Genomic DNA, 23728 nt, shown 5'->3' with positions numbered 1-23728 from the left:
CATCGGCTGCCGGATCCTGCGACTCCGCTCAGGCAGGGTGGTCGCTCCACAGAGGAGAGTCGGCGTACCAGGTGTAACCACGATCGTCGACGTACATGACCCTCTGGCGGTCGACGATCCGGATCCGCCACCATGGGTCGAGCCGGTCTCCGTGCTCCTGGGCCGAGTAGAGGCGGGCCGCCTTGAGGTGGAAGGCCAGCGCGGCGAAGGCGCCGTCGCACCACCGGTCCCACTCCTCGTCGCTGCAGCTTTCGAGCCGGTCGATGTCGGTCAGCCGTAGTGTCCCGCCCTGCATCGGGTCCCCCGAGGTCCGTACGGCACGCAACTGCCGTCGGCGTTCGGCGGCATCTTCCCCGTTGGGGTCGAGCAGGGCCATGGGCTCCGTGAGCGGCAGCAACTTCATCTTCCTCGGCGCGGTGCGAAATGCCGCCTCGTACAAGGCCAACCCCATCGCCACCATGATCATGTGGGCTTCCACGGCGCTGTTGGCGCCGAGGCCGTACACCTGCTGGAAGAGCCGGCCGTGCGAGGGCAAGGCCCAGGTCATCAGCCCGCGTGCCCAGTACATGGCGACAGTCCACGGGCGCCCGTTCTCCTCGGCGGAAAGCCCGAACCCCAACTCCCACTGTTTCCTGGCCTCATCCTCGACGCGGGAATGGAACGGAGCGATCGTCCGGTCCTCCTCAAGCCGCGGAATAAGGTCGCCCCACGGCTGATCGCCCACGCGCGGGACTGCCACCACCTCGGCTGCCGCGAGCGACTCGCTGGTGTAGCTGGCGAACAGCTGCCGGACCGTCATGGCCTTGATCATCAGGTCGCGGAATGCGCGCCCTTCCTCAGGGCAGATCACCAGGGCCTCGTCGTTGCGAGCCTCAATGGTCAGCCCCCTGGTTGCACGGCACTCCGGGCAGGCAATCGTCCGCGTCCATTCCTTGTACGTCAGGTGATCCATGTCGGGGACCTGGATCTCGCACGGCACGGTCAAACCCACACGTCCATATCCATCAGCCTCGAAATCCACCTGCGTCACTGTCCCCTCCGAAACGCTACTCGGGCGCCAGCCTCAGATGGGCGCGCAGCCCACCGTCTCACCGTGATCCTGCCCGGCCTTCACGGTCAGCACAAAGCCCCACTCACGGCGGTCAACGAGCAGCCACCCTCCGCCGCAGACCAGTCACACATCAGGTCACCCTCCGGGTTCCCGCACCAACTCCCCCTCGCTTTCACAGAGTTCGAACGTCATCGGTCGCCGTCGCCGTGCAGCAACCGTGCCCACCGCCCGGGCGGCCCCTGCACCCTGGGCGATCGTGACCGCGGTCGGCACACCCGTGTCCGGACACGGCCGGTAGACGACGCCGTAGTCGCGGGCGAAGCGGTTGGCCTCGGCCTCAGAGCCGGTGAGCCGGTACAGGTAGAGCCCGTAGGCGACGGAGGCGATCTGCGTCTCGGTCAGATGCATGCGCCAGCGGTTGTCCTCACGGTTGAAGGCCGCGGTGCGTACGCGATCGGCGAGCCCGTCGGCCGGCTGCGTGTTCAGCTCCGGGGCGACGCTGACGAAGCGGCGCAGGGCTGTCATCTGGGCAGGGAGTAACTCCACCCGCCGTTCCTCGGGGCTGGTTCGTCCAGGTCCGGCACGGGGCGCGGCAGGTTGTGCGCGTACACCAGCACGTCGCGGCCGTACGAGGTCAGGCGTGCCGCCCACCGTACGGGCCTCGACACTTGAGCGGAGAGCTCGGCACGGGTGTCCCGGTCGGCCAGTTCCACCAGGCCGTCGCGCACTACCGCCTCCGCCATCTTCGGAGAGTCGGCCGTGACCTGGTCGTCCAGGACCCAGCCGAGTCGTGCTGTCCGTTCTTCTTCGCGGAGAGTCTGCAGCACGGCAAGTTGCTGGTCCCTGTTCCTCATCCACAGCCTCGTTCCGATTCGGCGCGGTGTTCCATGGCCATTGTCGGGATGGACGGGCCAGTCTGTCTCGGCGTTCAACGCTGTTCGCGCGGCTGCCTGGAAGCCCTGGTCCGGCTTCCGTTTGGCCCAGGCCGCTCTGCCTGGGATTGGCTGTTGAACTCTTCCAAGCGGCCGTGTCCGGCCTCCTGGGCGGCGCCCAGCCACTTCATGACTGCGTTCTGGATGCTGGACATCGCCGTATGTAGGACGTCCGCGGCGTCGGCCACGGGGCGCGGTCCAGGCACGGTGACGGCTGCGGCGGCGGCACTGAACTCGGTCCAGGCGCCGTGCGCCTCAACGAAGCCGGCCTGCCACTCCTCGGGGTGCTGCCTGACGCCCAAAGGCAGTCGGCCGCCCTCCATTGCGCGGTCGAGAGCCGCTTCGTCGTCGAGATGAACACCGCGTACACATCGCGCCGCACCTCATCCCGCCAGCGGTTGTGCCCGGCCCTGCGCTGGCTGCGCTGCCCGAGAACAGCCAGCCAGCCTCCGCCGAGCCCGCCGACCGCACCTATCGCTGCGCCGATGACCGCCACCATGCCTCCATCCATGACACAGCGCTACAACGTGGCACAACGCATTACCGCGTTGGAGCAACTACCCGCGCCAGTGGCTGCGTTGTCTCCAACCAGGAGGGATCCACGCGCTGCCTGGGCTTGACCGGGGCTGATGACGTCACGGTCAGGTGTGGTATCCCTCCGGCCGCACGGCCGAGCGGATTTCGAGGACGACGAGGGGGCGACCCCTGACGGGCTCGAGGCCGCTGTCGAGGCGGCGGGCGATTGCCTCAGGAGGCGCTTCCGCCTGGCGAGGTGCGAGGGAGGGCGGTGAGCCCCATGACCCGCTGGATCGCGATCTCGATGACCACGCGCTCGGGGTCTGGAGCCGGTGTCCGTCCGTACCGGTCTGCGTAGCGGGCCACGGCGTCGTCGACTGCGGCAGCGTCGGTGAGGACGGCGGCCGTGCCCTCCAGAGTGGCCCAACGACCTCCGTCGACCTGGCAGATGGCGACACGGGCTTCGCCGGGACGGGATGCCTGAATGTTGGCGACCTTCTTGCTCGATTTGCGCGTGATAACCCGAGCGACGCCTGCGTCAGCGTCGACGGTCACACCGACAGGGACCACATGCGGGCTGCCATCGGAACGCAGCGTCGTAAGCGTGCACAAGTGGTACTCGCTCCAGAACGCAGAGTGCTCAGATATTTGGCTGGATACATCGCTAGGCATGGCGGGGAGCCTAACGCGGAGCAAGGTTCGGATTCACACCGAAGTGACCGTTTCCACACGCCCTTGTGGCGCCATGAAGGCGCCGCAATATGTCGATCTAAGTACGGTTTAGGTGCATTAGAGGCTAGCTAAAAATCTCAAATACGTAACGACGCCTTGCGTCGATCAAGTCAGTTGCGACCCGTATGAACAGAAGATGAAGCGCAAGCTCAGAGTCATGATCAAAACGACAACCGGTAGATTTAGTCGGTTTTGACGGGTGGTCTCTCGTCTTCCGCTCGGCGTCGAAGTGTCACTTTCCGGCCTTGATTTCAGATGGGCCTCGCGTAAGGTCCGAGAGGTCCCCGAGGGCCTCATCGGCAGGCTTCGGACGGGTCGATTTATCGTTCGCTCTAGCGATCACATGGATCCAGAAGGCATCTCCGCCTCCTTGCGGCTCCACGCACAGGTTGGCGTGCATCCTTCGGTCGTTGTGGTCTCGGCGTCCGTTGTCACCCTCATGAGCTGTCCGGGGATCCGAACATCGTTTGGCCCGTGGTGGCCGTCGCCCGGCTCCGAGCATGAACCTCGATCAGCCGGTACGAAGGGATTGCTCATGTCGGGAGAGAGCCATCGCAGCGCTCCGGAACCCACAGTGCTTGCGCGGGACCACGCGCTGCGTCGGCTGTTGAGCCGATGGCGCAGAGCTGAGAAGCGGACCGTGGAGCGCGACCTCCACCGGCGGCTGCGGAAGGAACTGCGCAACCTCGGTATCCACCCCCCCGCTGGACGTGGAGGAACTGGCCCGCGCCCTCAGCGAGAGACGCGGGCGCCCGATCGTCCTGCGCGCCTTCCCGCTGGAGAAGCCGGGGCCGTCGGGGCTGTGGGTCGATACGCCGCAGATGGACGTGGTCCTCTACCAGCAGGAGACGACCCGGCTGCACCAGCTGCAGATCATCCTCCACGAGATCCTCCACATCCTCGTCGCCGAGTGGGAGGGGGACCAGGCGGCCGGGGCCTCTGAGTCACCGGACGACTTCGTCGAGGGCTGGGCAAGCCTCATCCCTGTACTGGACCCCAAGCTGATCCGCCGGGTTGCTCGCCGCTGCTCGTACGAGGACGCGGAGGAGTGCTCGGTGGAGCTGGCGGCCACGATCATCCTGGAGTGGTCCTCGGTGCTCGACGAGCTCCCGCCGCTGTCGGAGGACCCGGAAGTACGGCGGGTGCAGTCCGCCCTGGGCGACCGGCGAGGGTGGCTGTAGTCCATGACCGAGACACTCCTGCTGATCATTGCAGCTGCTGTCGTGTGGAGGCTCTACCTGTGGTCGCGTGCCCCGCACGATGCACCGACCCGGTCAGTGGCCCTCGCCCTTGTGAGCGCCGGGCTGTCGTATCCGGTGGCCATGCCGGGAGGTGCCACCGGCATCGACACCGTGGCCGGGCACGGCGCGGCGAAGGTGCTCCAGAACGTCTTGCTGCTGGGGACGGTCTACTTCCTGATGTGCTTCTACCTGTACTCGGCAGACGGGCGAGCAGCGCGGCGCCGTGCCCGGTGGGAAGCCGTCATCGCGATCCTTGTCGCGGTGGCGATCATCCTGGCGGCCGTGAGCGTGCCGCACGAGGCGCTCGCCGGATCGTTCAGCACCGCGGACATGACGATCAACCAGGTCGCCTTCTTCTACGCGTGCGCCGGCCTGTACCTGATGTACGCGCTCGCTGCTGCCGGATGGTGGTCCGCCCGCTATGCCCGCATGTCGCGCCGCCCTCACGCCACGGGTCTGTGGATGACCGCGATCGGCCTCGGTGTGATGGCGGTGGCCTGCGCCGTACGCGCGGGGTTCGTCGCCGTTCGCTGGAGCGGGGGTTCCGTACCGGACGGGCTCACCGCCGGTGTGGCCCGCTGGATCGTGGTATCGAGCCTGCTCTTTGTCGTAGGCATCACCTACTCGGGGGCCCGTGCCAGGATCACGGCCACCCGGCTGTGGCTGCGCCGCCGCCGCGATCACCGTCGGCTCGGCCCGCTGTGGCAGCTGCTGACCGAGATCTACCCGGAGAGCAAGCTGCGTCCGGCTTCCTCAGGGCTCTGGGACCGCTGGCGGGCACGTGGCGTGCACCGCCGTCATACCCGGCGGATAGTGGAATGCCGGGACGGGCTGGTCAATATCAGCCCCTACCTGCTGGACAAGGACGACGGCACCGACCTGCTCCGCCTGGAGCCGGCTGAACTGGCGAACCGGCTCCGGCGCGCTGCCACCGTGATCCAGCAGGGTGAAGCGGCGCCGGGACAGGCAGTACCCCTGGCCATGCCCAGCGAGGATACCCGCGACGAGGACGTCCGTCAGCTGATCGCGGTGTCCGAAGCGCTCCGGCTGACCACCTGATCCGTGGAAGACAAAGGGAGACAAGACGAGATGCTCATTACCGCCGGCCGGGTCCTGACCGACTCCAGGACGTACCTGGAGGACGGCGCCGTCCTCGTCGAAGGTGACTTGATCACCGCCGTCGGGCCACGCACGCAATTCGCCGACCGCATCGGCGCAGACGAGACGCACCTGGCGTTCCCGCACTCGACGGTGGTGCCCGGACTCATCGACGCCCACGTGCACTTGGCGTTCGACGGCGGCGGCGACCCTGTGGCCACCCTCCACGAGTCGAGCGACGAGCAGCTGCTTCAGGACATGCGCCGCCGCGCGGAGCAGCTCCTGTACAGCGGCGTGACGACGGTCCGAGACCTGGGCGACCGCAACGGCCTCGCCCTCCGCCTGGATGAGGAGATCCGTCAGGGCAGTGCTCTCGGCCCCCGCATCGTCTCCGCGGGCACACCGGCGACCCCGCCCGGCGGTCACTGCCACTTCCTGGGCGGAGAGGTCTCCGGCGAGGTCGAAGTCCGTGATCTCGTACGACGCAACATCGCGGCAGGCGCTGGCGTGATCAAAGCCATGGTGACCGGCGGCGGCCTGACCAAGGAGGGGCCGAAGAGCTGGCAGAGCCAGTTCACCCCGGATGAGCTGCACGCCCTGGTGGACGAGGCACACCAGGCCGGCGTGCCGGTGGCCGCGCACGCTCACGGAGCGGACGGCATCACCGCGGCCGTGGAAGCCGGCGTGGACACGATCGAGCACTGCACCTGGATGACCAGCGACGGCTTCGATCTCCGGCAGGATGTCCTGAAGCGGATCATCGACCAGGGCGTCGCCGTCTGCCCGGCCGTCAGCCCCCACTGGCAGATGCTCCCCCGGTTCTTCGGTGAGGAGCGGGCCGCGGTCATGTTCGATCTTGTACGACAGATGGCCGAGGCTGGCGCCAAGCTCATCGCCGGAACCGATGCCGGAGTCCAGCGCGCGGGGTTCGACGGTCTCGCGTCGGCCCTGTCGTTCTACGCGCACCTGGGCCTGCCGAACAGCAAGATCCTCGATATGGCGACCGCCGACGCGGCTGGCGCGCTGGGGCTGGGCGAGGCGACGGGACGAATCGCTCCCGGGTTCCGGGCGGATCTGCTGGTGATCGACGGAGACCCCCTTGAGGACCTCACCGTGTTGCAGGCGGTCCGGACGGTGGTGGCCGCCGGGCGGCGGTACGAGCCGCGCGAGACGGCAGCACAGCAGTAGGGGCCAGCATGTCCGGGGCCTTTCGGAGTCCCGGACAGAGTGCTACTCGTTCGCCTCCGGTTCTCTCTGCTCCAGCTCCGTGACCAGGTCGTTGACGAATTCCATGACGTTCGCCGGCAAACCCTGGGAGCCCATGCCTCGCCCCTTGACCCGGCCCACGGACCCGCGCCTCGACGCTGACAGGAGTCGGAGGCCCTCGTAGACCTGCCGGGCCACGGCATCGTCCGGCTGGAAGTACAGCGGGGACACACCGAGGGAGGCGGCCAGGCCCTCAAGGACGACGGGCGAAGCCGTTTCCGCGACGCCGGTTCGGAGATCCCGGACACCCTCCCAGGTGATGACCTTCGACCCGGCATGAGCGTTGACGGCGTCGGCGATCTCCGAGTCCGTCGGCGGTCCCTGCTGCCCGGGGTACGAGCGCTCCAAGACCAAAGTGATCTTCTCGGCCAGCGTGTCGGGCGGCCCCGCGGAAACCGGGACGGTCCCCACATCCTCTGCGGCTTGGCCTTCTTGTGGCTCCTGGGCCTTGGCGATCGACCGATCCTCTGCCCGCCGCAGCTCCTCCTCGCTCACCCGGTACGCCGCCGCCAGGTCCGGGACGTACTTGTCCTTGAGTCGCCGCTCCCCGCGTTCGGCTCCCGCCACTGGGCCGGCGCTCTTGGTTCCGATCAGCGCTGCTGTCTCGTACTGGTAGTAGCCGGCATCGCAACGCAGGTCTGTCAGATCGGGCAGCCCGGTGCGCGGGAACAGGTCGTCCAGCCCTCGCTTGAGGGCGCGGGCCAGCGCGGGCAGCTTCTCTGCGTCAGGGACCGTGTCTCCCGATTCCCAGCCAGCGATCGTCGAGTCGGCCACGCCGACGGCCGCGGCCACCTCGGCCTGCGAGATCTCGGCAGCTCGCCGCACCGTGCGGACACGGTGTCGGTCGAAGTGACGAGCAGACATCTCACCCCTGTTTTTCGTCAAACCGAAGGAACATCGGTGCGTTGACTTTTTCGTTGAGCCGGAATAGCTTCAGCCTAGCGAAAGACGGGGGGTTGCGCACGCTTACTCGATCTTCGCCTTCGGCCTCTCTGTGACACCTCCGGGGTGGGTGGGAGGTCGAGGGGGAGCCTGCGCTGTCTCAGGTGCGGAGTGTTCCTGGAGCAATCGGCGCCCGAGAATTCACACCCCTCGGGCGCCGGCCTCCTGCTGCGGACAACGGTTCGGCCGCCCCTCGCCGAGATAGGTCTGGATCTTGGCGAGACCTGTGCATATGTTCGTCGTCGCTCGCCGGGTAGCCCGCCCAGGGAGCGACAGCAAGAAGGAGGCGCGTATACGAGACGGGCAGACCGACCGGGCCGGGTAAGTCCGGAAAACTGCACCGGCGCCCAGGAGCGGGAACTCCCAGGCGCCGACAGGCCGCCCCCAAGCGGGGTGCGGATTCACTACCAAGCGGTTCAGCTGGACCTTTTCCACGAGAGACAGCCGGGCCGCTCACTACCAGCGAAGGATACTCGCATGCCCGAGCACCGGAGCGGAAGCCGGAACGGCACGGAGCCTGACGACCGCCACCGTCGCCTGGCTGACCTACTGGCCGACATGATCCCCGGGGCCGCCACCCTCCGGGTGACCCTGCACGACCCCACCCAGGCGTGGCCGCACCCCCACGCCCGCGCCTACAACACGGCGGGGAAGCCGATCCCCCTGAATCGCACCCAGGTGGTCATCATCGCCCGCTGGATCATCCGGACGTACCCGGATGTCCCCTGGGGCGACGTGTACGACTTCGACGTCGCCACCGCCCGCCTGACCCGGGCGGTCGTGGCTGCCACAGGCCGGGGGCGCTGACGTGGCGAGGATCCGCACCATCAAGCCGGAGGCATTCGTCTCCGAGTCGCTCGCCGAGGTGAGCGTGAACGCCGAGCGGACGTTCTTCGGCCTGCTGACCCAGGCCGACGACCAGGGGCGCTTCCGCGACAACGCGGCGATCATCAACGGTCTGCTGTGGCCGCTGCGCGCCGAGCACACCGCTGTCCACGCCGAGGACGACCTCCAGCAGCTCGCCGACGCCGGGCTGATCTGCCGGTACACCGGCTGCGACGGCCGCCGGTATCTGCACGTGGCCACGTGGGGTGAGCACCAGAAGATCGACAAGCCCTCACAGTCCCGGCTGCCCTCTTGCTCGGTCCATCACACCGCCGACCGTTGCGGGGCATGCAAGGGAGTCTGCACCGCTGCCTCGGCCAAGCCCGGTGAGGTGCCGCCGAGCCCTACCCGAACCCTCCCCGAAGTCTCGCCGAACTCTCCCCGAACCCTCGATCGGCCCGCCCACACCGCCGCACCGTCCGCTCCAGCGCGTCCCGACCACGGTCCCAAGGGCGGCGATGGCCAGCCGGACACCCAGGACGAAGCCGTCGACAACCCTGCCCACGGCAATCGTGAAACGGCAGGTCAAGCGGCATTCGCGGAGGCTTCCCCGAACCTTCCCCGAAGCCTCGGGAAGCCCTCGGCGCCTGGATCTAGGATCTTGGATCCTGGATCTTCTAATCCTTCGGGGCGCACAGCGCCCGCACCATCACCATCGGCGCGAGCCCTGATCAGCGAGTACGCCGCCGCCTGTGCTGAACGCCCGCCGAACGACGTGCTCGGACACCTCGGGCGGAAGGTCCGCGAACTGCTCGACGAGGGCATCGACCCGCAGCACGTCCGGGCGGGGCTGGAGCGCTTCCGGGCCAAGCCGATGCATCCCTCGACCCTGCCGAGCCTGGTGAACGAGGCGATGAACGCAGGGGGCGGTCGTTTGGTGCGGCCGGAAAACCGGCCTACCGTGCCCGGTCACACGGCGTGGACCAACCCGGTCGACGCTGCCGCCGCCTACGCCGAGGAGCTGTGATGCGCGACCGCAACCGCGAACCTCAGCGGCTCGGCGGCGAGGGCACCATGGCCCGCATCGCCCGGATCCTGGCAGCCCGGGGCGTCGACCCCGCCACCGCCGTGGTGCACGACACCCCCGAGCCCATCGCCGCGCTGGAGGCGGCCGAGGCCCGGATCCCGCTGCGCTACCGCAGCGCGATTGGCGACCACCCACAGATCGAGGCGTGGGTCCGCAACGTCGCCTCGGAGGCGGTCGCTCCCAGCAAGGGCGCTCGCCGCCAGGTACGCACCGGCCCGTCGCTCCTGCTCGTCGGCACCACCGGCACCGGCAAGACACACCTGGCGTACGGCGCCATCCGCAGCCTCGTGGGGGCCGAGATCGGAGTGCGCTGGCACGCCACCACCGCCGCTGACATGTACGCGAGCCTGCGCCCCCGGGCCGGCGTCGACACGGAGCGGGAGCTGCTCGCTCTGTTCCGCTGCCCGCTGCTGCTCTTGGACGACCTCGGCGCGTCCAAGACCTCGGAGTGGACCGAGGAGATCACGTACCGGCTGGTCAACCACCGCTACAACCAGATGCTGCCGACTCTGATCACCACCAACCTGGCCATCCGTGACCTGCGCCAGGCCGTCGGCGACCGGGTCGCCTCCCGGCTGGCGGAGATGACCGAGCGCATCGTGCTGACCGGCGCCGACCGCAGACGAGGCCCTGCCGCCTGATCGCCACCAGGCCATCCCACCGGCTCCTCGCTCCCCATCACCTCCCCGACCACGCACCATCCCCCGCCGACGCCCCACCGGGCGCGCGGAGGGCGATCGGAGACACCCCGCGCATGCCCAAGACCTCGACGACCCCTGCCCACTTCCGCACGCTGGGCGACCACACGTGGCAGAACCGCGCCGCCTGCCGATCCACCGAGCACCACCCAGTCGACCCCGAGTTGTTCTTCCCCGAGCCGGACGACCTCGACAAGATCGCTGATGCCAAGGCGCTGTGCGCCCAGTGCCCGGTCCGCCGCACCTGCCTGGACGTAGCCCTGGAGAACCGGGACCGCGAGGGCATCCGGGGCGGCCTGACCGAAGAGGAACGCGAGCCCCTGCACAAGAAGCTGCCGCACCGCCTGGACTACGCCCGCGTCAACGCCGTACTCGCCGGACGCGACATCCACCTCACCACCCGGGAACGCGAGGCCGCCGCCCTGGCCGCCTTCCGTAACGGCATCCCCGCCAGCCGCCTCGCCTGGATGCTGAAGATCACCGAGGAACACGCCGACAAGCTCTATCGACGCACCCGCCGCCGTCTCGAAAACCGCAACGCCGCCACGGGGAAGCCCAAGAAGCGTGGGCGGCCGAAGAAGAAGACCACGGTGTCACGCGACGACCTCCGGGCGGCGGCATGACCACCGCCGTGCCGATGCCGGCGCGCATGACCGGGTGGGACCGCGCCGCCATCGTGGCCCTGGGCGCGGCAGGCAGCGCGCTGTCGTACGACGCCCTCCAGCAGATGGCCGTCGCCATCCACGTCCGCGGTCTCCTCACCTACCTCTTCCCGCTCGTGATCGACGGGTTCATCGCCTACGGGGTACGCGCCCTGGTGGTCCTGCGCGCCGCACCGCTCGGAGCCCGCGCATACGTATGGACGCTCTTCGGCACCGCGACCGCCGCCAGCATCTGGGCCAACGCCCTGCACGCCGTCCGCCTCAACGAAGAACGCATCACCTCCGGCAGGCTGAAGCTCGGCGACACCACGGTCGGCATCCTGTCCACCCTCGCCCCGCTCGCCCTGGCAGGAGCGGTCCACCTGTACATCCTCATCGCCCGCCGGGTCACCGAGGAGACTGCCTCCGCTCCCCTCGGACACCCGGCCGCCGACGGCCACTCCGCCGACCGGAGGATCGGGGTCGAGCGACCGGCAACCACCGGACACCCGCAGCCTTCAACCGCCGGTCAGGTCACCGCCGGTCACCAGCATGTTGCACTGACCGGGACATCCGGACACGTCACCGACCGCGAGCCGGTCACCTCGGACAAGCCCGGCCAGGACACCCGGACACCAACCGGTCAGGACATCCCGGGTCAGCCGACCAACCCCGCGACCGAGTCGGTCACCGAGCCAGTGTCTGGGGCAGTCTCCCGGGCCACCCGGACACCCCTCCAGGTCGGTGACCAGGGCGGACATGCCGGAACCAGAGCGGCCGGGGACGCTCGCCCGACGGGTGACCGACCGGTGACCCCGAGCACGGACGCCAAGCCGGTCACTCGTCCGCAGCCTCCGTCCGGCTGTGACCCGGTGACCGATCCGGTCACCGATCAACTGCTCCCCATCGCTCGGAGGGCGGTCACCGAGACCGGCCGAACCACCCGCGCGGTGGTCGCCGAGGCCATCCGCGGACAGGGGCTGCCGCTGTCCAACGACCGGCTGACCGAGCTGATGCGCACTCTCCGGGACGACCCCGGACAGCCCACCGGCGACCGCGCTGCCTGACCGGCCCCCCTGCGCGGGGCGCGTGGTCCCACCGACTCCACGGTCAGGTCACCCGCCCCGCGCCCACACCCAGACTTCCTTCCGCACCCGGAGATGCCGCTCATGCGCACCACGCCCGCCACTGCCGCCGAAGCCGACGCCTGGCTGACCGTTCTGCACCGCCGAGGGCACCTGCACCGCGTCGAAGCCGGGCCCGACGGGGACTGGATCGTGCACCGTACGCCTGATTCGCAGCCGCGGACCCTGCACCATCCGGTCCTGGCGTTGGACTACGTCGCCGACATCCTGCGCGATGTCCGCCGCCACAGCCCGCAGTCGAGCCGATGACGACCGCCGACTCGGCGGACACCACCTCCTCAGCGGAGCCGGAGGCTCCGACGGCCACCGGCCGAGCAAGCTGTTGCCGTGGATATCCCAATGGGATATCCACGGCGCATGCCCTCGCCCAGGAGGGCGAGGGAGGTCCGGTTGGTTCCCGAGCGGGGGCGCACGGGAACCAACCGGACCTGCGGCACCAGGGGGCGCCGCAGGGAGAAGGGGAAGCCGAAGAACGCGTTGCCGACCCTGTCCCGAGCGCAAGCGATGTCGCGCTTCCCGAGCGCCGTCCACGCCGCCGCGCCTACCAGCCCACGCACCGCGAAGACGTGATCGCCGTCCGTTTCACCGCCGAAGAGAAAGCCGAAATCACTGCCGCCGCTGCCCGCAGGCGCGTCTACCCCTCCGGCTTCCTCGCCACCGCCGGGCTGACCGCCGCCCGCGGTTCCGCCACCCCGCTCGACTCCAACGACCAGCTCGACGCCGCCATCGACGAGCTGGCCACGCTCCGCGCCCAGATCTCCCGTGTCGGCAACAACATCAACCAGATCGCCTACATCTTCAACGCCGGCGGTCAACCCCGCCCCGGCCAACTCGACCACGCCCTCAAGACATTGGTCCGCACCCTCGCCCTGGTCGACGCCGCCGCGCACGAACTCGTACGAAAGCTCGTGTAGATGGTCCCGGACATCAGTCGGGGCTCACGCACGTACGGACTGCTCGCCTACCTCTACGGCCCCGGTAAACGCGACGAACACATCGACCCGCACCAGGTCGCCTCCTTCGACGGCTTCGCCCCCGACCCCGGCCGCGACCCCGACGCCACCCTCACCGACCTGACCCGCGTCCTGGACCTGCGTGTCAATCAACTCGGCGACCGTGCCCCCAAGCAACACGTATGGCACTGCTCAGTACGCACCGACCCGGGTGACCGTTACCTCACCGACGCCGAATGGGGCGAGGTCGCCCGCCGCGTCGTCCACGCCACCGGCATCGCGGAAGAGGGAGATCCGGACGGGTGCCGGTGGGTGGCCGTACGCCACGCCGACGACCACATCCACATACTCGCCACCATCGTGCGGGGCGACCTGCGCCAGCCCCGCAACGCGTACGACTACAAGCGCTCGCAGGCCGAGTGCCGCCGCATCGAGAAGGAATGGGGCCTGCGCGAACTCAACGCCGGTGACGGCACCGCCGCCCAGAACCCCACCAGCGCCGAACGCTTCAAGGCCGAGCGCACCGGCCACGACCGCACCCCGCGCGAGATCCTGCGCGAGACGGTCCGTCAGGCGGTCGCCGGGGCCGCCGACGAAGCGGAGTTCTTCACCCGCCTGACCGAAGCCGGACTGCGCGTCAACAAGCGAATCGCCCCGTCCGGCGACATCCTCGGCTACACCGTCGCCCTGCCCGGTGACCGCAACCGCGATGGCCAACCCGTCTGGTTCCCCGGCTCCAAGCTCGCCCCGGACCTCTCCCTCCCCAAGATCCGCAAGCGTCTTGCCGCTGGACCCGTCGACCAGGACCACGAGTCCGACGACGAAGCGCGCTCCGCCCACCTGGACACGCCGTCCTTCAGCCGGTCGCAGCCCTCGCAGGCTCGTCGCCGAGCCGCACTTATCGCCGAACGCGCCACCACCGCCCTCGGCCAGGACGACGACGAAGAAGCTGCCGTCCAGCTCGTCGGCGCCGGCGAACTCCTCGACGCCCTCGCCCAGACCTCACCTGCCGCCACCCGCGGTGAACTCCGTGAGGCCGTCCGTGCCTTCGAACGCGCTACCCGTTCCCACATCCGCGCCGAACGCGCCGACAACCGCGCCGTACGCGCCGCCGCCCGGGGCATCGTCCGCGCCGGAGACGCCCTCGGCCGAGGCGAAGACGGCGGCGCCACCGCCATGGTCCTGTCTACCCTCGTCCTGCTCGCCATCGCCGCCGCCCGCTGGCACTCCGCCCGAGGCCACGCCCAACAGGCCGCCGCCTCCGCCCAGGCCGCCCACCACCTGCGCGCCGCCTACCGCGCCGCCGCCCGCACCCCGATACGCGCGATGCGCGAGCAGGGCCGCCGTCTCTCGCAGCCCATCCGCCAGCGCCACGCCGACACCATCAACGCCGCCCTGCCCAATCACCACCTCGGCGGCGAGCCCGGCTGGGACGCCCTGGCCGCCACACTCGACCAGGCCGAACGCGCCGGACACGACCCGGCCGCACTGCTGAAGGAAGCCATCGAGTGGCGAGAGCTGAACACCGCCGACAGCGTCATCGACGTACTCGTCTGGCGAATGCGACGCCTGGGCAAACTCCCCGCCACCGCCGACACCCCGCGCCGGCGCACCGCGGGCACTGCCAAGCACAACAAGAGCAGTATGGCCAGCCGCACCGGGGCACGTACTGCCCCTGCGCCTACCGACACGCGCCCTGATCACGTTGCGTCGGCGGAACCTCGCTCGCGCAGGCCGAGGCGCTGAGCCGCAGCTCAACATGCTGGACACGGGCAGCCTGCCCTGTTATGGCTGGAGAGGATGATGAGGGAGCTGATGCTGGTGCTGCACGACGACGCCGTACGTACGAGAACCAACGCGCTGACGCCGACGCTGGCATCCGCCGACGACCCGATCCTGCGGCTCCAGCAGGAGACGCAACCGCACGACGGCGAATTCCGGGTGCAGTGCACCACCCACCCCGGAGAGCTGACGATCACCGGCATCATCCAAATGTGCCCGGCCTGCGGAGCTCGCCGAGACTGGCTGCTCATCTGCGACCGCAACCAGGTCAGCATCCGCTGCCGCTGCGCCCACCAGTGGGTCGAGCGCGAGCTGGGCCGCGCTGACTTCGAGGCAATGGCCGGCCCCGGCGGCGAGGTGTACGACAGCCCGCAGACAGCCATTCAGGCTGCGGGGTTCGGAGGGGAGCTGCGCGGCGCCTACTGGGTCTGAACCGCGCCGTGAACGCCTTGAGCGATTGTGCCGTGGGTAGTCGGCGCAGGTCCTCGGGCTGCTCGTTCGCTAAAGCGGTGTGCGGTTGACCGGGCAACCTCTGCTGCACGCTGATCGGAAGCCGATAGTGTGGAGCGAGCCGGGTTCGGGCCGTTCAAGGGGGTTGCGTGGAAGCGGAGTTGGCGTGGCTGGCTACGTCCTTTGTGTCGGCAGCGGTAGGGGCGATCGGTACCGACGCATATGCCACGTTCAAGGCTCGGGTGGGGGCATTTTTCAGGCGGGGCGGGCAGGAAAGGGAGGACTCCTTCCTCAGTGAACTGGAGGAGCAGCGTAGCGATCTGATCCTGGCCCGTGACCGGGGCGACGAGGCCCGTGTGGCGGAACTGGTGCCGAAGATCGAGGCGCTGCTGCGCAGCGAACTGCGCCAGCTGCTGGAGGAGCAGCCGTCTCTGGCGGGCGAGTTGAGGGACCTGCACACCGAGGTGAGGAACGTTGTCACCAACGGCACCGTGGTGGTGGGCGGTCATACGCACGTGTCGAATGTGTACAACCACTACTACGACGGGGGCCCGGCGGCCCCACGACAGGCCCTTCCGAGCGACTCGGCGCCGTTGCCCCGAATCGCTCTGTGGCCGATGGACCACTACGAGAACAACACTAGCCTGCTACGGCGAATGGACGCCGTGTGGGCAAAAGGCCAGGCCGCCGGGGTTGCCGCCACGATGTATATGCAGGGCGTGCCGGGTAGTGGGACGTCTGCCGTCGCGCGTGAGTGGCTGCGCATACACCGGGACGAACTGACGGGACCTCAACTCGAAGCGTCGCTGGGCAGAGATCCCTGGGGAAACCTGCCGGAGCCCTCGGCGATCCTGGAGCGCTGGTTCCGTGAGCTGGGGATCCCGGCGGGAGACGTGCCTGCTGACCCTGGAGAACGGTCGCGGTACTTCCGCAGGATTGCTGCGCGTGGTCCGATCGTCGTGCTGCTCGAGGATGTCGCGGTCGCTTCTCAGGTCGAACCGCTGTTGCCAGGCACTCCAGGCAGCGTGGCTCTCATTACCAGCCACTCCCGCCTGCCCCAACTGGTCCGCAGAGTCGGCGCGGAGCCCTTCGAGATGAAGCCGCTGGGCCGGGTGCACAGCCGGAAGCTGCTCGTCAACGTCGGCAGGATCAGAGGCGACGCGACGGCGTACGAGAAGGAACTGGACCTGATCGCCGACGGGTGTGGGGATCTTCCCCTCGCTCTGTGTATCGCCGGAGCGCAGCTGGCGCTCGGCCATGCCGGCAGGATGCGTGAGCTGGCGGCAGAACTGTCCGACCGCACGACCAGACTGGAAGCGCTCAACATGGATGACGAGATCTCCGCCGCTCTGGACCCTGGTTATCGCGGTCTCGCCCCGGATGCCGCGCGTCTCTACCGTTGTATCGGCCTCCACCCCGCAGGAACCTTCGAGGCGGACGTCGTACGGGCCATGCTCCCGGACATGGACACCGCAGCCCGGAACAAGGCCCTTCGACAGCTCATCGCCGCGAACCTGATAGAGCCGGCCGAGGACGGCGGCTACCGGGTGCGTCACCACCTCATCCACGACCACGCGCTCGCGTGCGCTCTCGCCGACGAACCGGCCGAGGCCCGTGAAGCGGTACTGGACCGGATCATCGCGCACTACCTGGAGTTCGTCGAACGCGCGGAGGCGGCTCTGTCCTCCCGCTACCGGCATGATCCGGCGGGCACGTACGCGGCGTACGTACCCACGGGGAGCGTTGACGCACCAGGGGTGATCGCGAGTCTGGAGCGACGCCGCGAGAGCCTGGAGAACGTGGTACGCCGGGCTCACGAGAAGGGCCGGCATGACCAGACCTGGCGGCTGGTCCAGGGGCTGCACACGTTCTACCTCAAATGCGGCCTGCACAGTCCCTGGATCACCACGCACGAACTGGCACTCAAATCGGCCTACGAATGCCGTGACCAGATGGCCATCGCCCGCATGCACTTCGAACTCGGCTTCGCTCATCTCGAGCGGTGGAGCACGCGCCAGGGTGACCCGCAGACCGCCCGCGAGCACTTCGAGCGCGCGCTTGAACTCGTACGCCCGGCCGACGGCAACGCCACCGAAGGACAGCGGCGAACGGAGTCCAGCGCGCTGGAGGGCCTCGGCCTGCTGGAACGCAAGCTGGGCAATCCTGCCGTCGCCCTGGAGTACTACGAGTTGGGGCTGGACGCCTTGAATGGCATCGACCACAAGCGTGGCCGAGCCCTGTTCGCCCTCCACCGGGGAGTGGCCTGCACCGACCTGCGACGTCATGACGAAGCGGCCCGGGAACTGCGCTCCGCCCAAGAACAGTTCGCGGACCTGCCGGTGCCTGACCCCTACAACGAGGCTCGTGCCCTGACCCGGTACGCGGAGGACCGGCGCGCTGCCGGGCAGCCGGGCGAGGCGGTGCGGGCGCTCGACGAGGCGATCGAGATCATGACCGTGAACGGCCCACCCTACCAGCGGGCCGGCATCCTCCTGCTCAGGGGGGATCTGCTGAGTGCGCAGGGCGACCACGCACGGGCGACGCTGGACTGGGTCACAGCGGGCAATCTGTTCCGCAAGGCGAACAGCCTTCGGGCCCAGGAGGCGGACCAGCGCCTCGCGGATTCCTCGGGGGCCAGTGACGAGGACGGCTCACAGGGCGGAGATGATGAGTAGGCCGGTCTCGGCCTCTGCCCCGATCGCCACCTGAACGGACAACGGGCCGGGGCCGCCTACGGCGGACATCGCGTGGTCGTGGACCACCGAGGCCGCGATGGCGGCCGACGCCCACGAGGGGCGCCTGCCATCCCAGCGGGCGCGCAGGCGCACGCCGTCCCGCGGCAACGCCAGGCAGCCGCCCTCGGGTTCTTCGAGGGCGAGCAGGGCACACCCGGGGTAGAGGGCGGCGATGTCCTCCCAGCTCACCATCCCGGCGACGTGACGCGGTCGGCCGAGCGGCAGAAGCAGTACGTCCGCCGAGCGGGGCCAGCCGGCGTCCGGATCGTCGATGTCAGCCACCAGATGGGCTCCCGACAGATGCCGTTCCATGGTGCGGCGCTGCAGGGGCGCGGGATAGCGCCGCACCGTGGCCCAGCCCTCTTCGGAGGCGACGGACACGTACACCGGCCGCTGGACGGGGGAGGAGTACCCCACCGGCACGGTGGAGGGAACCGGCACCAATCGCGACCTGGCGGGTGTCACGGGCTCGGGAAGTTCAAGCCATTCATAGAACAGGCGCCGCAGCAGGACGGCCGATTCCCCAGGCCGTGACGTCACAGTCGCACGCAACTGGCGCAGTTCGGCGCTGTCCTGCTGGACTGCGGCTGCTTCCTCGATCTGCGGCAGGAAAGGCCGGTGAGCAGAAAACCGGGGAAGTATCTTGCCGAGACGAGCCATGGGGGACTGAGGGGCCACCTTCGATTCCGCGAAAGAACCCAAAATGGCGGGGATTCCCAATGCGATTCCGTACATCGTCAAAGAGCCATGGTCGCCGAGAATCCCATCCGCTGCCAGAAGGGCGGCTTTCCAGATTTCCGTGTCCGGCACCGGAAGCAGTAGCCCATGTTCCGTAAGCGGTGCCAACCAGTTCTGCAACTGCCAGGCGCCATGGCCGTACCAGGCATTACAATGGACGGCCGCCAGAGCACGGTATTCATCGGCCGGTAGCTCCGCCAGGACACGGCGAAGCACATCCGTATCACTTTCGTCCGATGCCAGAATCGACCCGCGCCCCCACGTCGACGAGACCACAATGAGCTTCTGGTCCGGACGGATACCCAGAGCCCGCCGGTAGTTCTCTCGGAATGGAGCGCTCACCTGCAGCTGATCGAAGCAGGGGTCTCCCGCCACCACGCTCACGGGGACAGCTTCGGGGCAACTAACAGCGAGACGCTCGCGTTGCTCATCATGAGAGAGAATGATCGCCGACGGAACAACCCGCCCTTCATGCGTCAACCATTCCGGCGACAAGCCAAAGGCTTCCCGCTTCCCGCTTCCCGCTTCCCGCTTCCCGCTTCCCGCTTCCCGCTTCCCGCTTCCCGCTTCCCGCTTCAATAGTTTATTATAACCGGCGCCATGCGGTGCGCCGATCAATGGAGTTCGCAAGTTGTGAAGGTCGCCGCCACGGCTTGTAGCAATCGCCATATCGAATTTGTGAACAGTTGCTTCTTCCCACGGTATGTGCAGCATTCCCCGGGAAGTGAAGAATTCAAGGGTCCCCTCGTCCAGAGCTGACGATTCAGTACAGGTGAACACCGTCTGGACACGCCGGTCGCCCTCGAACACGGTGAGCAGGTCGAGCAGCCGTGTCGCGGATGTGATGTTGTGGACCACGCCGAGAACGGTCCGCTCCGCCGCCACACTCACCCAGCGCCCGCTGTCCGCCGCTATCGGCAACGGCAGCCGCCCTGCACCGCGCACGTTTCGCTCCCTACTACCCCTTGCGTGACCTCGCCAGACGATAACGTGCCGCCGGACCTGCGGGACCTCGCTTCTGGGCCACGGGTACTCATACCTGATCACTGGATACCCCCCAGCGCCCCAAACGATCACCCGAGCCTGATGCTTTCGCGCACTCGCGAAAGCCGCGCCAGGAAACACGGAGCCCTGCTCGAAGAGATGGATCGCGAGCCTGAGTCGCCAGGCTGACGAGCCGCGGTCGACTCAAACCCAGCGGACGGCGCGGACTCCGGCGGGCAGGCTGCGCTCGCACCGGCGGGCTGCGAACTGGCGGACGTAGCGGGGATGCCGCGTCCATTCCTCCGGCGAGCCGGAGGCTCTCTCCGGGCCTGCAGCCGAAGGAGGCCGTCCCCGCGGCGGTGACCTCGGACTCCCCTCGATTCGATGCACTCCTCGCCGAGCCCAGGTTATGTGTCGGACACGGGGCTGGACCTTTCTCGAGCCGCGCCTTCAGTGGGGCACGATCCCCTGGAACGCCGCTGTGTCGCGGATGGGGCTGAGCGGCGGGCGCTCGATCAGGCGTCGTCTGCGGGGCGGGCGGGCCAGATGCGTGGCCGCCGGATGGAGGGAACCGGACGGCTGGGGCGGATGTTCACTTTCGGCTCGCCCTGGAGAGCATGCCGCTGCCGACCGAGGCAGAACAGGCACTGAGGCCCTCCGGGCGCGTCGCTGTCGATGGGCGCGCCCGTATGCCGCGGACAGCCGGAGCGGCTGCGCGGCCGGGAGAGCTCACGGGCGATGAAAAAAGCGGAGTGAGCGAGATCGGCAACGTGCTCGAAGTCCCGGTCGGGAGACCGGAGACCAAGCTCCATCACGGCCTCGTTGAGCTTCTTCATGGTTCCTGTCAACGCACGGTGGCTGTAAGGGGGTTCGGGGATAGCCCACATGCTTCGCTGGATCTCCGGAGCGGCCTTGACGCCGGGGTGACCGATGCGTCGGTTGCTGTTGCAGAACAGGCAGCGTCCCCAGCCCTCGGGGGCCTCGGTGTCGATCGGACCGTTGGGGTGACGCGTGCATCCCGTGGCGTTGCGGTCAGGAGCCAGGTTCCGCGCCGTGACGAACAAGGAGTGAAGGCTGTCAGCGACCTGTTCGTACTCGGTCGGGTCCGCGGGTACGGAAAGCCAATTGATCCGGTCGTCCACGCTGGGCAGTTTCCGGTGCAGCTCGGCCACCAGCGGGGGACGACGCGGGGGAATCCGGTACGAAGAGTCTTGTTCCGCATCCACCCGGCAACCATGACGCAAGGGGTGGTGCTCCGCGCGCCCGCGTAACCATGGCTGGCGCTCGTCCGGAGAGCGACAGTGACGGGGCGGTGCCGCGCAGCCTGCGGCGCTCGGTCCTGCGTGCTCCCGGGGGGAACGGTTCCGGCCGCTCGCGAAGATCACCGGAAAGAGTGCACTGGGCCAACGTGCCCGCGGCAACACACCAGCCCTCGCCGCTGCGGGGAGCCAACGTCCTTCAACGACACTCTTATCAGTCCAGCGCGGAACTACCGCAGGTCAACAAGGTATGGCGAATGCATCATCAAGCAGGGCCGACATCTGGATCGGCACCACCGAGAAGTTCGAGGCCCCTCCCCCTCGAAATGACGGCGGCCAGGCGGCCGGATCACCGCTCCACCGCCTGCGCCCGGTGCCTACGAGCGGCTGACCGTGCTCGCGAAGTCATTCCCATGCCCTGCAAACGCCTGTAGTCCCCACCGTTCCGGCGCGCAGCCCACCAATCCGGCACCTGCTGGCCGGACCTCCGCCTCCACCCAGGGCTGTCCGCCGGAGAAAACCGGCGGCCAAGTCAACGCGTCAAACCCGGGCCTTGCCGCGGAATCATCCGATCGGAGGAGGATGAAGATACCTTTCTGCTCAACCACTCCCGCCCTTTCTGTCCATATGGTGCAGATCGTCCGACTCTTGCCCCGGCGCACTATCGGGGCCAGTCGAGTCTCAAGTCTGGAGATCACCACCATGGGCAAACGCGGGCGCCGCCGGGAGCGAGAAGCAGCTGGCGGAAAACGCGTGAAGACGCCGCAACTCGTTTTCGCAGACCTCCCCGACAGCTCCCGCCCCCGGTTGCGTCTCGCGCTGAAGCAAGCGTCGTCGACGAAGGCCCGTGAGCTGTGCCAGCGGTACTGGGCACTGAACGAGGAAGGGGGCTGGGCGCACCATATCGGCGAACTCGGTGATGCCACCCGGGTCGAGGCCGCAGTCGCTAAGGTCTCGCACGTCCTCCTGCTCGCCCACGTTTGCTCGGTGTGCGGGGAGCCTACCCAGGTAACTACGCGGCGGGAGGCGCGCCTCCTCACGGGGCCGCAACTCGACCGCAAACCGGCTGGCTTCCGCTGCCCGCCGTGCCGGAAAGTCCAGGCCGAGGAACTCAAGCGACAGAACGAGGCTCTCCGCGTCGAGCAGGAGGAAGCCCAGCAGCGGGCAGAGCACGAGCAGCGGCTGCTGGCACAGCAGATTGCCGACTTTCGGCGAGAGGAGGACGAACGGGAGCCCGACCCCGACCCGCAGGTGAAGGACATCGGCGCCGCAGCCGTTGTCGTGCTCACCGCGATGCTCCAGCACACCTACGCCAACCCCATGGGGCCGATTCCCAGTTTCGAGCAACTTAGCCCGGGCACTTGGACGGGCTTCCCCGAGGAGGACCTGACTGCAGTCACGGAGCTGTACGCCCGTGGTCTCCTCGCCGTACACCCCAGCGCCCCGGCCGGCGGTGCCAGGCGGGACCGGGACGGTGGGGTTTATTACGCGCTGTGGCTGGCGAGCTGGCGGCTGGTGGGCGGGACCACGCACGCACAGGACGTCGTCGATAAGGTCAGGAAGTACCTGCAACTGGCGCCCGGAGAGGCTGCTGCAACGGCCCGGCGGGCCCTGGGCGCGCTGGTCAGGCGCATGGAGGTGGCCGACATGGTGGCCTATTTCAACGAGCAGTTGGTGGCGGAGTATCGCTACCCCGAGGTTCCCCCAGCGCGCATGCATGACCTCGCGACGTTCGTCGAACGGGGCTTCGAGCAAGGGTTCACGACCGGCCAGATGGTCTGCCTTGCTTGGCGTGCCGCCGACTCTGCGTCTTCCTGGAAGGAGCGCAAGGGCCTCGGTCCGGGCGAGGCGTCCTCCGCTGCCGTCACCACCCTGGAGGGGAAGATCTTCGACGCGATCGAGCGCCGGCAGCCCGTACCGGAGTACGACAACCGCCCTTGGCACCTGCCGCTGCCTGCTCTCGCGCCAGGCCGTGACCTGCACGCCATCGTCGCCCGAGTCCGGGACCGCCGCCGGATCGCCCAGTGCGGGCAATGCGACGAGTTGGGGTTCATCGACGCGGAGGAGGGCGACGGGCGGAAGGTCCTGAGCCGCTGTCTACACCCAACCGGAGATTCTCCCGCCCCCGAATCGTCGCTTGACCTAGCCGCAGAATCAGACTTCAAGTGATCAGAGCCGACCCACTTCATTGTGTTAGCCGTGGCCAGTCAGTGAAGAGTTCCAGGACGGTGGTTGCGAGGGTGAGCGCGGAGTGCAGGCCCATGACCTCGACGACGGTGGGATGGACTGTAGGGCTCCAGTCGCAGGCCAGCTGGGGCCAGGTGGCCAGCAGGACCTCGGCGCCGGGCAGGCCGAGGTGGGCCGTGACGTCCATCCCGTTGTCGGGCGCGGGGTTCCAGCTCAGCAGGATCCTGCCGGGCGGTACGCGGCTGGGGTGATCAGCGGCCATCCAGCAGGTCTGGAAAGAGCCGTCGGGGGTGGCGGATACGTGGTGGACGAGGGCGCCGCGTACGCCGTCGGGCATCGGGCGAGTGGTCAGTGACGACAGAGCGGCGAGGGGCGGTCGGGCGGAAACGTACCTGGAAATGGGTTCCTCCAGCAGCAGATCGGTCCGGAAGGCGACCCCGTTCCGGGCGGACTGAGAAGCCCGCCC

22 protein-coding genes are annotated in these 23728 nt (G+C 68.5%); 14 read left to right on the top strand and 8 right to left on the bottom strand.

Annotated elements, in window-relative coordinates; genetic code table 11:
* Window positions 1-28: 28 nt before the first annotated feature.
* From F3T56_RS22520 to F3T56_RS22510, 4 genes are all read right to left on the bottom strand, one after another.
* Window positions 29-991: a hypothetical protein gene (locus tag F3T56_RS22520; protein WP_149827172.1), complete on the bottom strand. Its 963-nt coding sequence runs from the start codon at window positions 989-991 to the stop codon at window positions 29-31.
* A 195-nt stretch (window positions 992-1186) separates the two neighbouring features.
* The gene (locus F3T56_RS47040; RefSeq protein WP_216372991.1) at window positions 1187-1597 is read right to left on the bottom strand and encodes a DUF6417 family protein; all 411 of its coding nucleotides are present in this window, start codon (window positions 1595-1597) and stop codon (window positions 1187-1189) included.
* Entirely contained in the window at window positions 1573-1905 is a 333-nt protein-coding gene (locus F3T56_RS49350; RefSeq protein ID WP_216372990.1) for a DUF6417 family protein, read from the bottom strand. Before F3T56_RS49350 ends, F3T56_RS47040 begins: the two co-directional genes overlap by 25 nt.
* An 825-nt stretch (window positions 1906-2730) precedes the next feature.
* The gene (locus F3T56_RS22510) at window positions 2731-3171 is read right to left on the bottom strand and encodes a pyridoxamine 5'-phosphate oxidase family protein (RefSeq protein WP_149827171.1); all 441 of its coding nucleotides are present in this window, start codon (window positions 3169-3171) and stop codon (window positions 2731-2733) included.
* A gap of 770 nt (window positions 3172-3941) precedes the next feature.
* On the opposite strand from F3T56_RS22510, the gene F3T56_RS22505 reads away from it, so the two are divergent.
* From F3T56_RS22505 to F3T56_RS22495, 3 genes are read left to right on the top strand one after another with little or no spacing between them, the layout of a single operon-like run.
* On the top strand, window positions 3942-4412 hold the full coding sequence (locus F3T56_RS22505) for a hypothetical protein (protein ID WP_246203762.1): 471 nt from the start codon (window positions 3942-3944) through the stop codon (window positions 4410-4412).
* Between the two features lie 3 nt (window positions 4413-4415).
* Window positions 4416-5531, top strand: coding sequence for an MAB_1171c family putative transporter (locus tag F3T56_RS22500; RefSeq protein WP_149827170.1), 1116 nt, complete (start codon window positions 4416-4418; stop codon window positions 5529-5531).
* Between the two features lie 30 nt (window positions 5532-5561).
* Window positions 5562-6758: an amidohydrolase family protein gene (locus F3T56_RS22495; RefSeq protein ID WP_149827169.1), complete on the top strand. Its 1197-nt coding sequence runs from the start codon at window positions 5562-5564 to the stop codon at window positions 6756-6758.
* A 42-nt stretch (window positions 6759-6800) separates the two neighbouring features.
* Here the strand turns inward: F3T56_RS22495 and F3T56_RS22490 are convergent, their stop codons facing one another.
* A complete protein-coding gene (locus F3T56_RS22490) occupies window positions 6801-7700 on the bottom strand; it encodes a helix-turn-helix domain-containing protein (protein WP_149827168.1) in 900 nt (299 codons plus the stop codon).
* Window positions 7701-8255: 555 nt separating this feature from the next.
* Here F3T56_RS22490 and F3T56_RS22485 point away from each other — a divergent pair.
* The 10 genes from F3T56_RS22485 to F3T56_RS22440 all read left to right on the top strand — a co-directional run bounded on the left by F3T56_RS22485 (window position 8256) and on the right by F3T56_RS22440 (window position 18034).
* Window positions 8256-8585 carry a transcriptional regulator gene (locus F3T56_RS22485; RefSeq protein ID WP_149827166.1) on the top strand — a complete coding sequence of 110 codons (330 nt, stop codon included), beginning with the start codon at window positions 8256-8258 and terminating at the stop codon, window positions 8583-8585.
* A 1-nt stretch (window position 8586) separates the two neighbouring features.
* The gene (locus tag F3T56_RS22480) at window positions 8587-9630 is read left to right on the top strand and encodes a hypothetical protein (RefSeq protein ID WP_149827164.1); all 1044 of its coding nucleotides are present in this window, start codon (window positions 8587-8589) and stop codon (window positions 9628-9630) included.
* Window positions 9630-10331 (top strand): ATP-binding protein, encoded by a 702-nt coding sequence (locus F3T56_RS22475; RefSeq protein ID WP_149827162.1) that lies wholly within the window; start codon window positions 9630-9632, stop codon window positions 10329-10331. Before F3T56_RS22480 ends, F3T56_RS22475 begins: the two co-directional genes overlap by 1 nt.
* Before the next feature lie 113 nt (window positions 10332-10444).
* Window positions 10445-11011: a WhiB family transcriptional regulator gene (locus F3T56_RS22470; protein ID WP_149827160.1), complete on the top strand. Its 567-nt coding sequence runs from the start codon at window positions 10445-10447 to the stop codon at window positions 11009-11011.
* On the top strand, window positions 11008-12096 hold the full coding sequence (locus F3T56_RS22465) for a DUF2637 domain-containing protein (protein WP_149827158.1): 1089 nt from the start codon (window positions 11008-11010) through the stop codon (window positions 12094-12096). Before F3T56_RS22470 ends, F3T56_RS22465 begins: the two co-directional genes overlap by 4 nt.
* A 102-nt stretch (window positions 12097-12198) precedes the next feature.
* Window positions 12199-12423, top strand: a complete 225-nt coding sequence (locus tag F3T56_RS22460) for a hypothetical protein (protein WP_149827156.1) — start codon at window positions 12199-12201, stop codon at window positions 12421-12423.
* Between the two features lie 317 nt (window positions 12424-12740).
* The gene (locus F3T56_RS48050; RefSeq protein ID WP_246203761.1) at window positions 12741-13088 is read left to right on the top strand and encodes a plasmid mobilization protein; all 348 of its coding nucleotides are present in this window, start codon (window positions 12741-12743) and stop codon (window positions 13086-13088) included.
* A complete protein-coding gene (locus F3T56_RS22450) occupies window positions 13089-14873 on the top strand; it encodes a relaxase/mobilization nuclease domain-containing protein (protein WP_149827152.1) in 1785 nt (594 codons plus the stop codon).
* A 57-nt stretch (window positions 14874-14930) separates the two neighbouring features.
* The gene (locus tag F3T56_RS22445) at window positions 14931-15341 is read left to right on the top strand and encodes a hypothetical protein (protein WP_246203760.1); all 411 of its coding nucleotides are present in this window, start codon (window positions 14931-14933) and stop codon (window positions 15339-15341) included.
* A 260-nt stretch (window positions 15342-15601) separates the two neighbouring features.
* Complete coding sequence (locus tag F3T56_RS22440) at window positions 15602-18034, top strand: tetratricopeptide repeat protein (RefSeq protein ID WP_149827148.1); 2433 nt, start codon at window positions 15602-15604, stop codon at window positions 18032-18034.
* On the opposite strand, the gene F3T56_RS22435 is transcribed toward F3T56_RS22440, so the two are convergent.
* Together F3T56_RS22435 and F3T56_RS22430 are read right to left on the bottom strand one after the other, a co-directional pair.
* Window positions 18011-19777 carry a hypothetical protein gene (locus F3T56_RS22435; protein ID WP_172639075.1) on the bottom strand — a complete coding sequence of 589 codons (1767 nt, stop codon included), beginning with the start codon at window positions 19775-19777 and terminating at the stop codon, window positions 18011-18013. The genes F3T56_RS22440 and F3T56_RS22435 overlap by 24 nt on opposite strands.
* Before the next feature lie 554 nt (window positions 19778-20331).
* The gene (locus F3T56_RS22430) at window positions 20332-20958 is read right to left on the bottom strand and encodes a hypothetical protein (protein WP_149827144.1); all 627 of its coding nucleotides are present in this window, start codon (window positions 20956-20958) and stop codon (window positions 20332-20334) included.
* 870 nt (window positions 20959-21828) lie between these two features.
* Here F3T56_RS22430 and F3T56_RS22425 point away from each other — a divergent pair.
* Window positions 21829-23244 (top strand): hypothetical protein, encoded by a 1416-nt coding sequence (locus F3T56_RS22425; protein WP_149827143.1) that lies wholly within the window; start codon window positions 21829-21831, stop codon window positions 23242-23244.
* A gap of 16 nt (window positions 23245-23260) precedes the next feature.
* Here F3T56_RS22425 and F3T56_RS22420 read toward each other — a convergent pair whose 3' ends face one another.
* Window positions 23261-23599 carry a hypothetical protein gene (locus F3T56_RS22420; protein ID WP_149827141.1) on the bottom strand — a complete coding sequence of 113 codons (339 nt, stop codon included), beginning with the start codon at window positions 23597-23599 and terminating at the stop codon, window positions 23261-23263.
* Window positions 23600-23728 lie beyond the last annotated feature (129 nt).

The organism is Streptomyces tailanensis, assembly GCF_008386495.1.
GTDB classification, from domain to species: Bacteria; Actinomycetota; Actinomycetes; order Streptomycetales; family Streptomycetaceae; genus Streptomyces; species Streptomyces tailanensis.
This window is presented reverse-complemented; position numbering and strand designations above follow the sequence as displayed.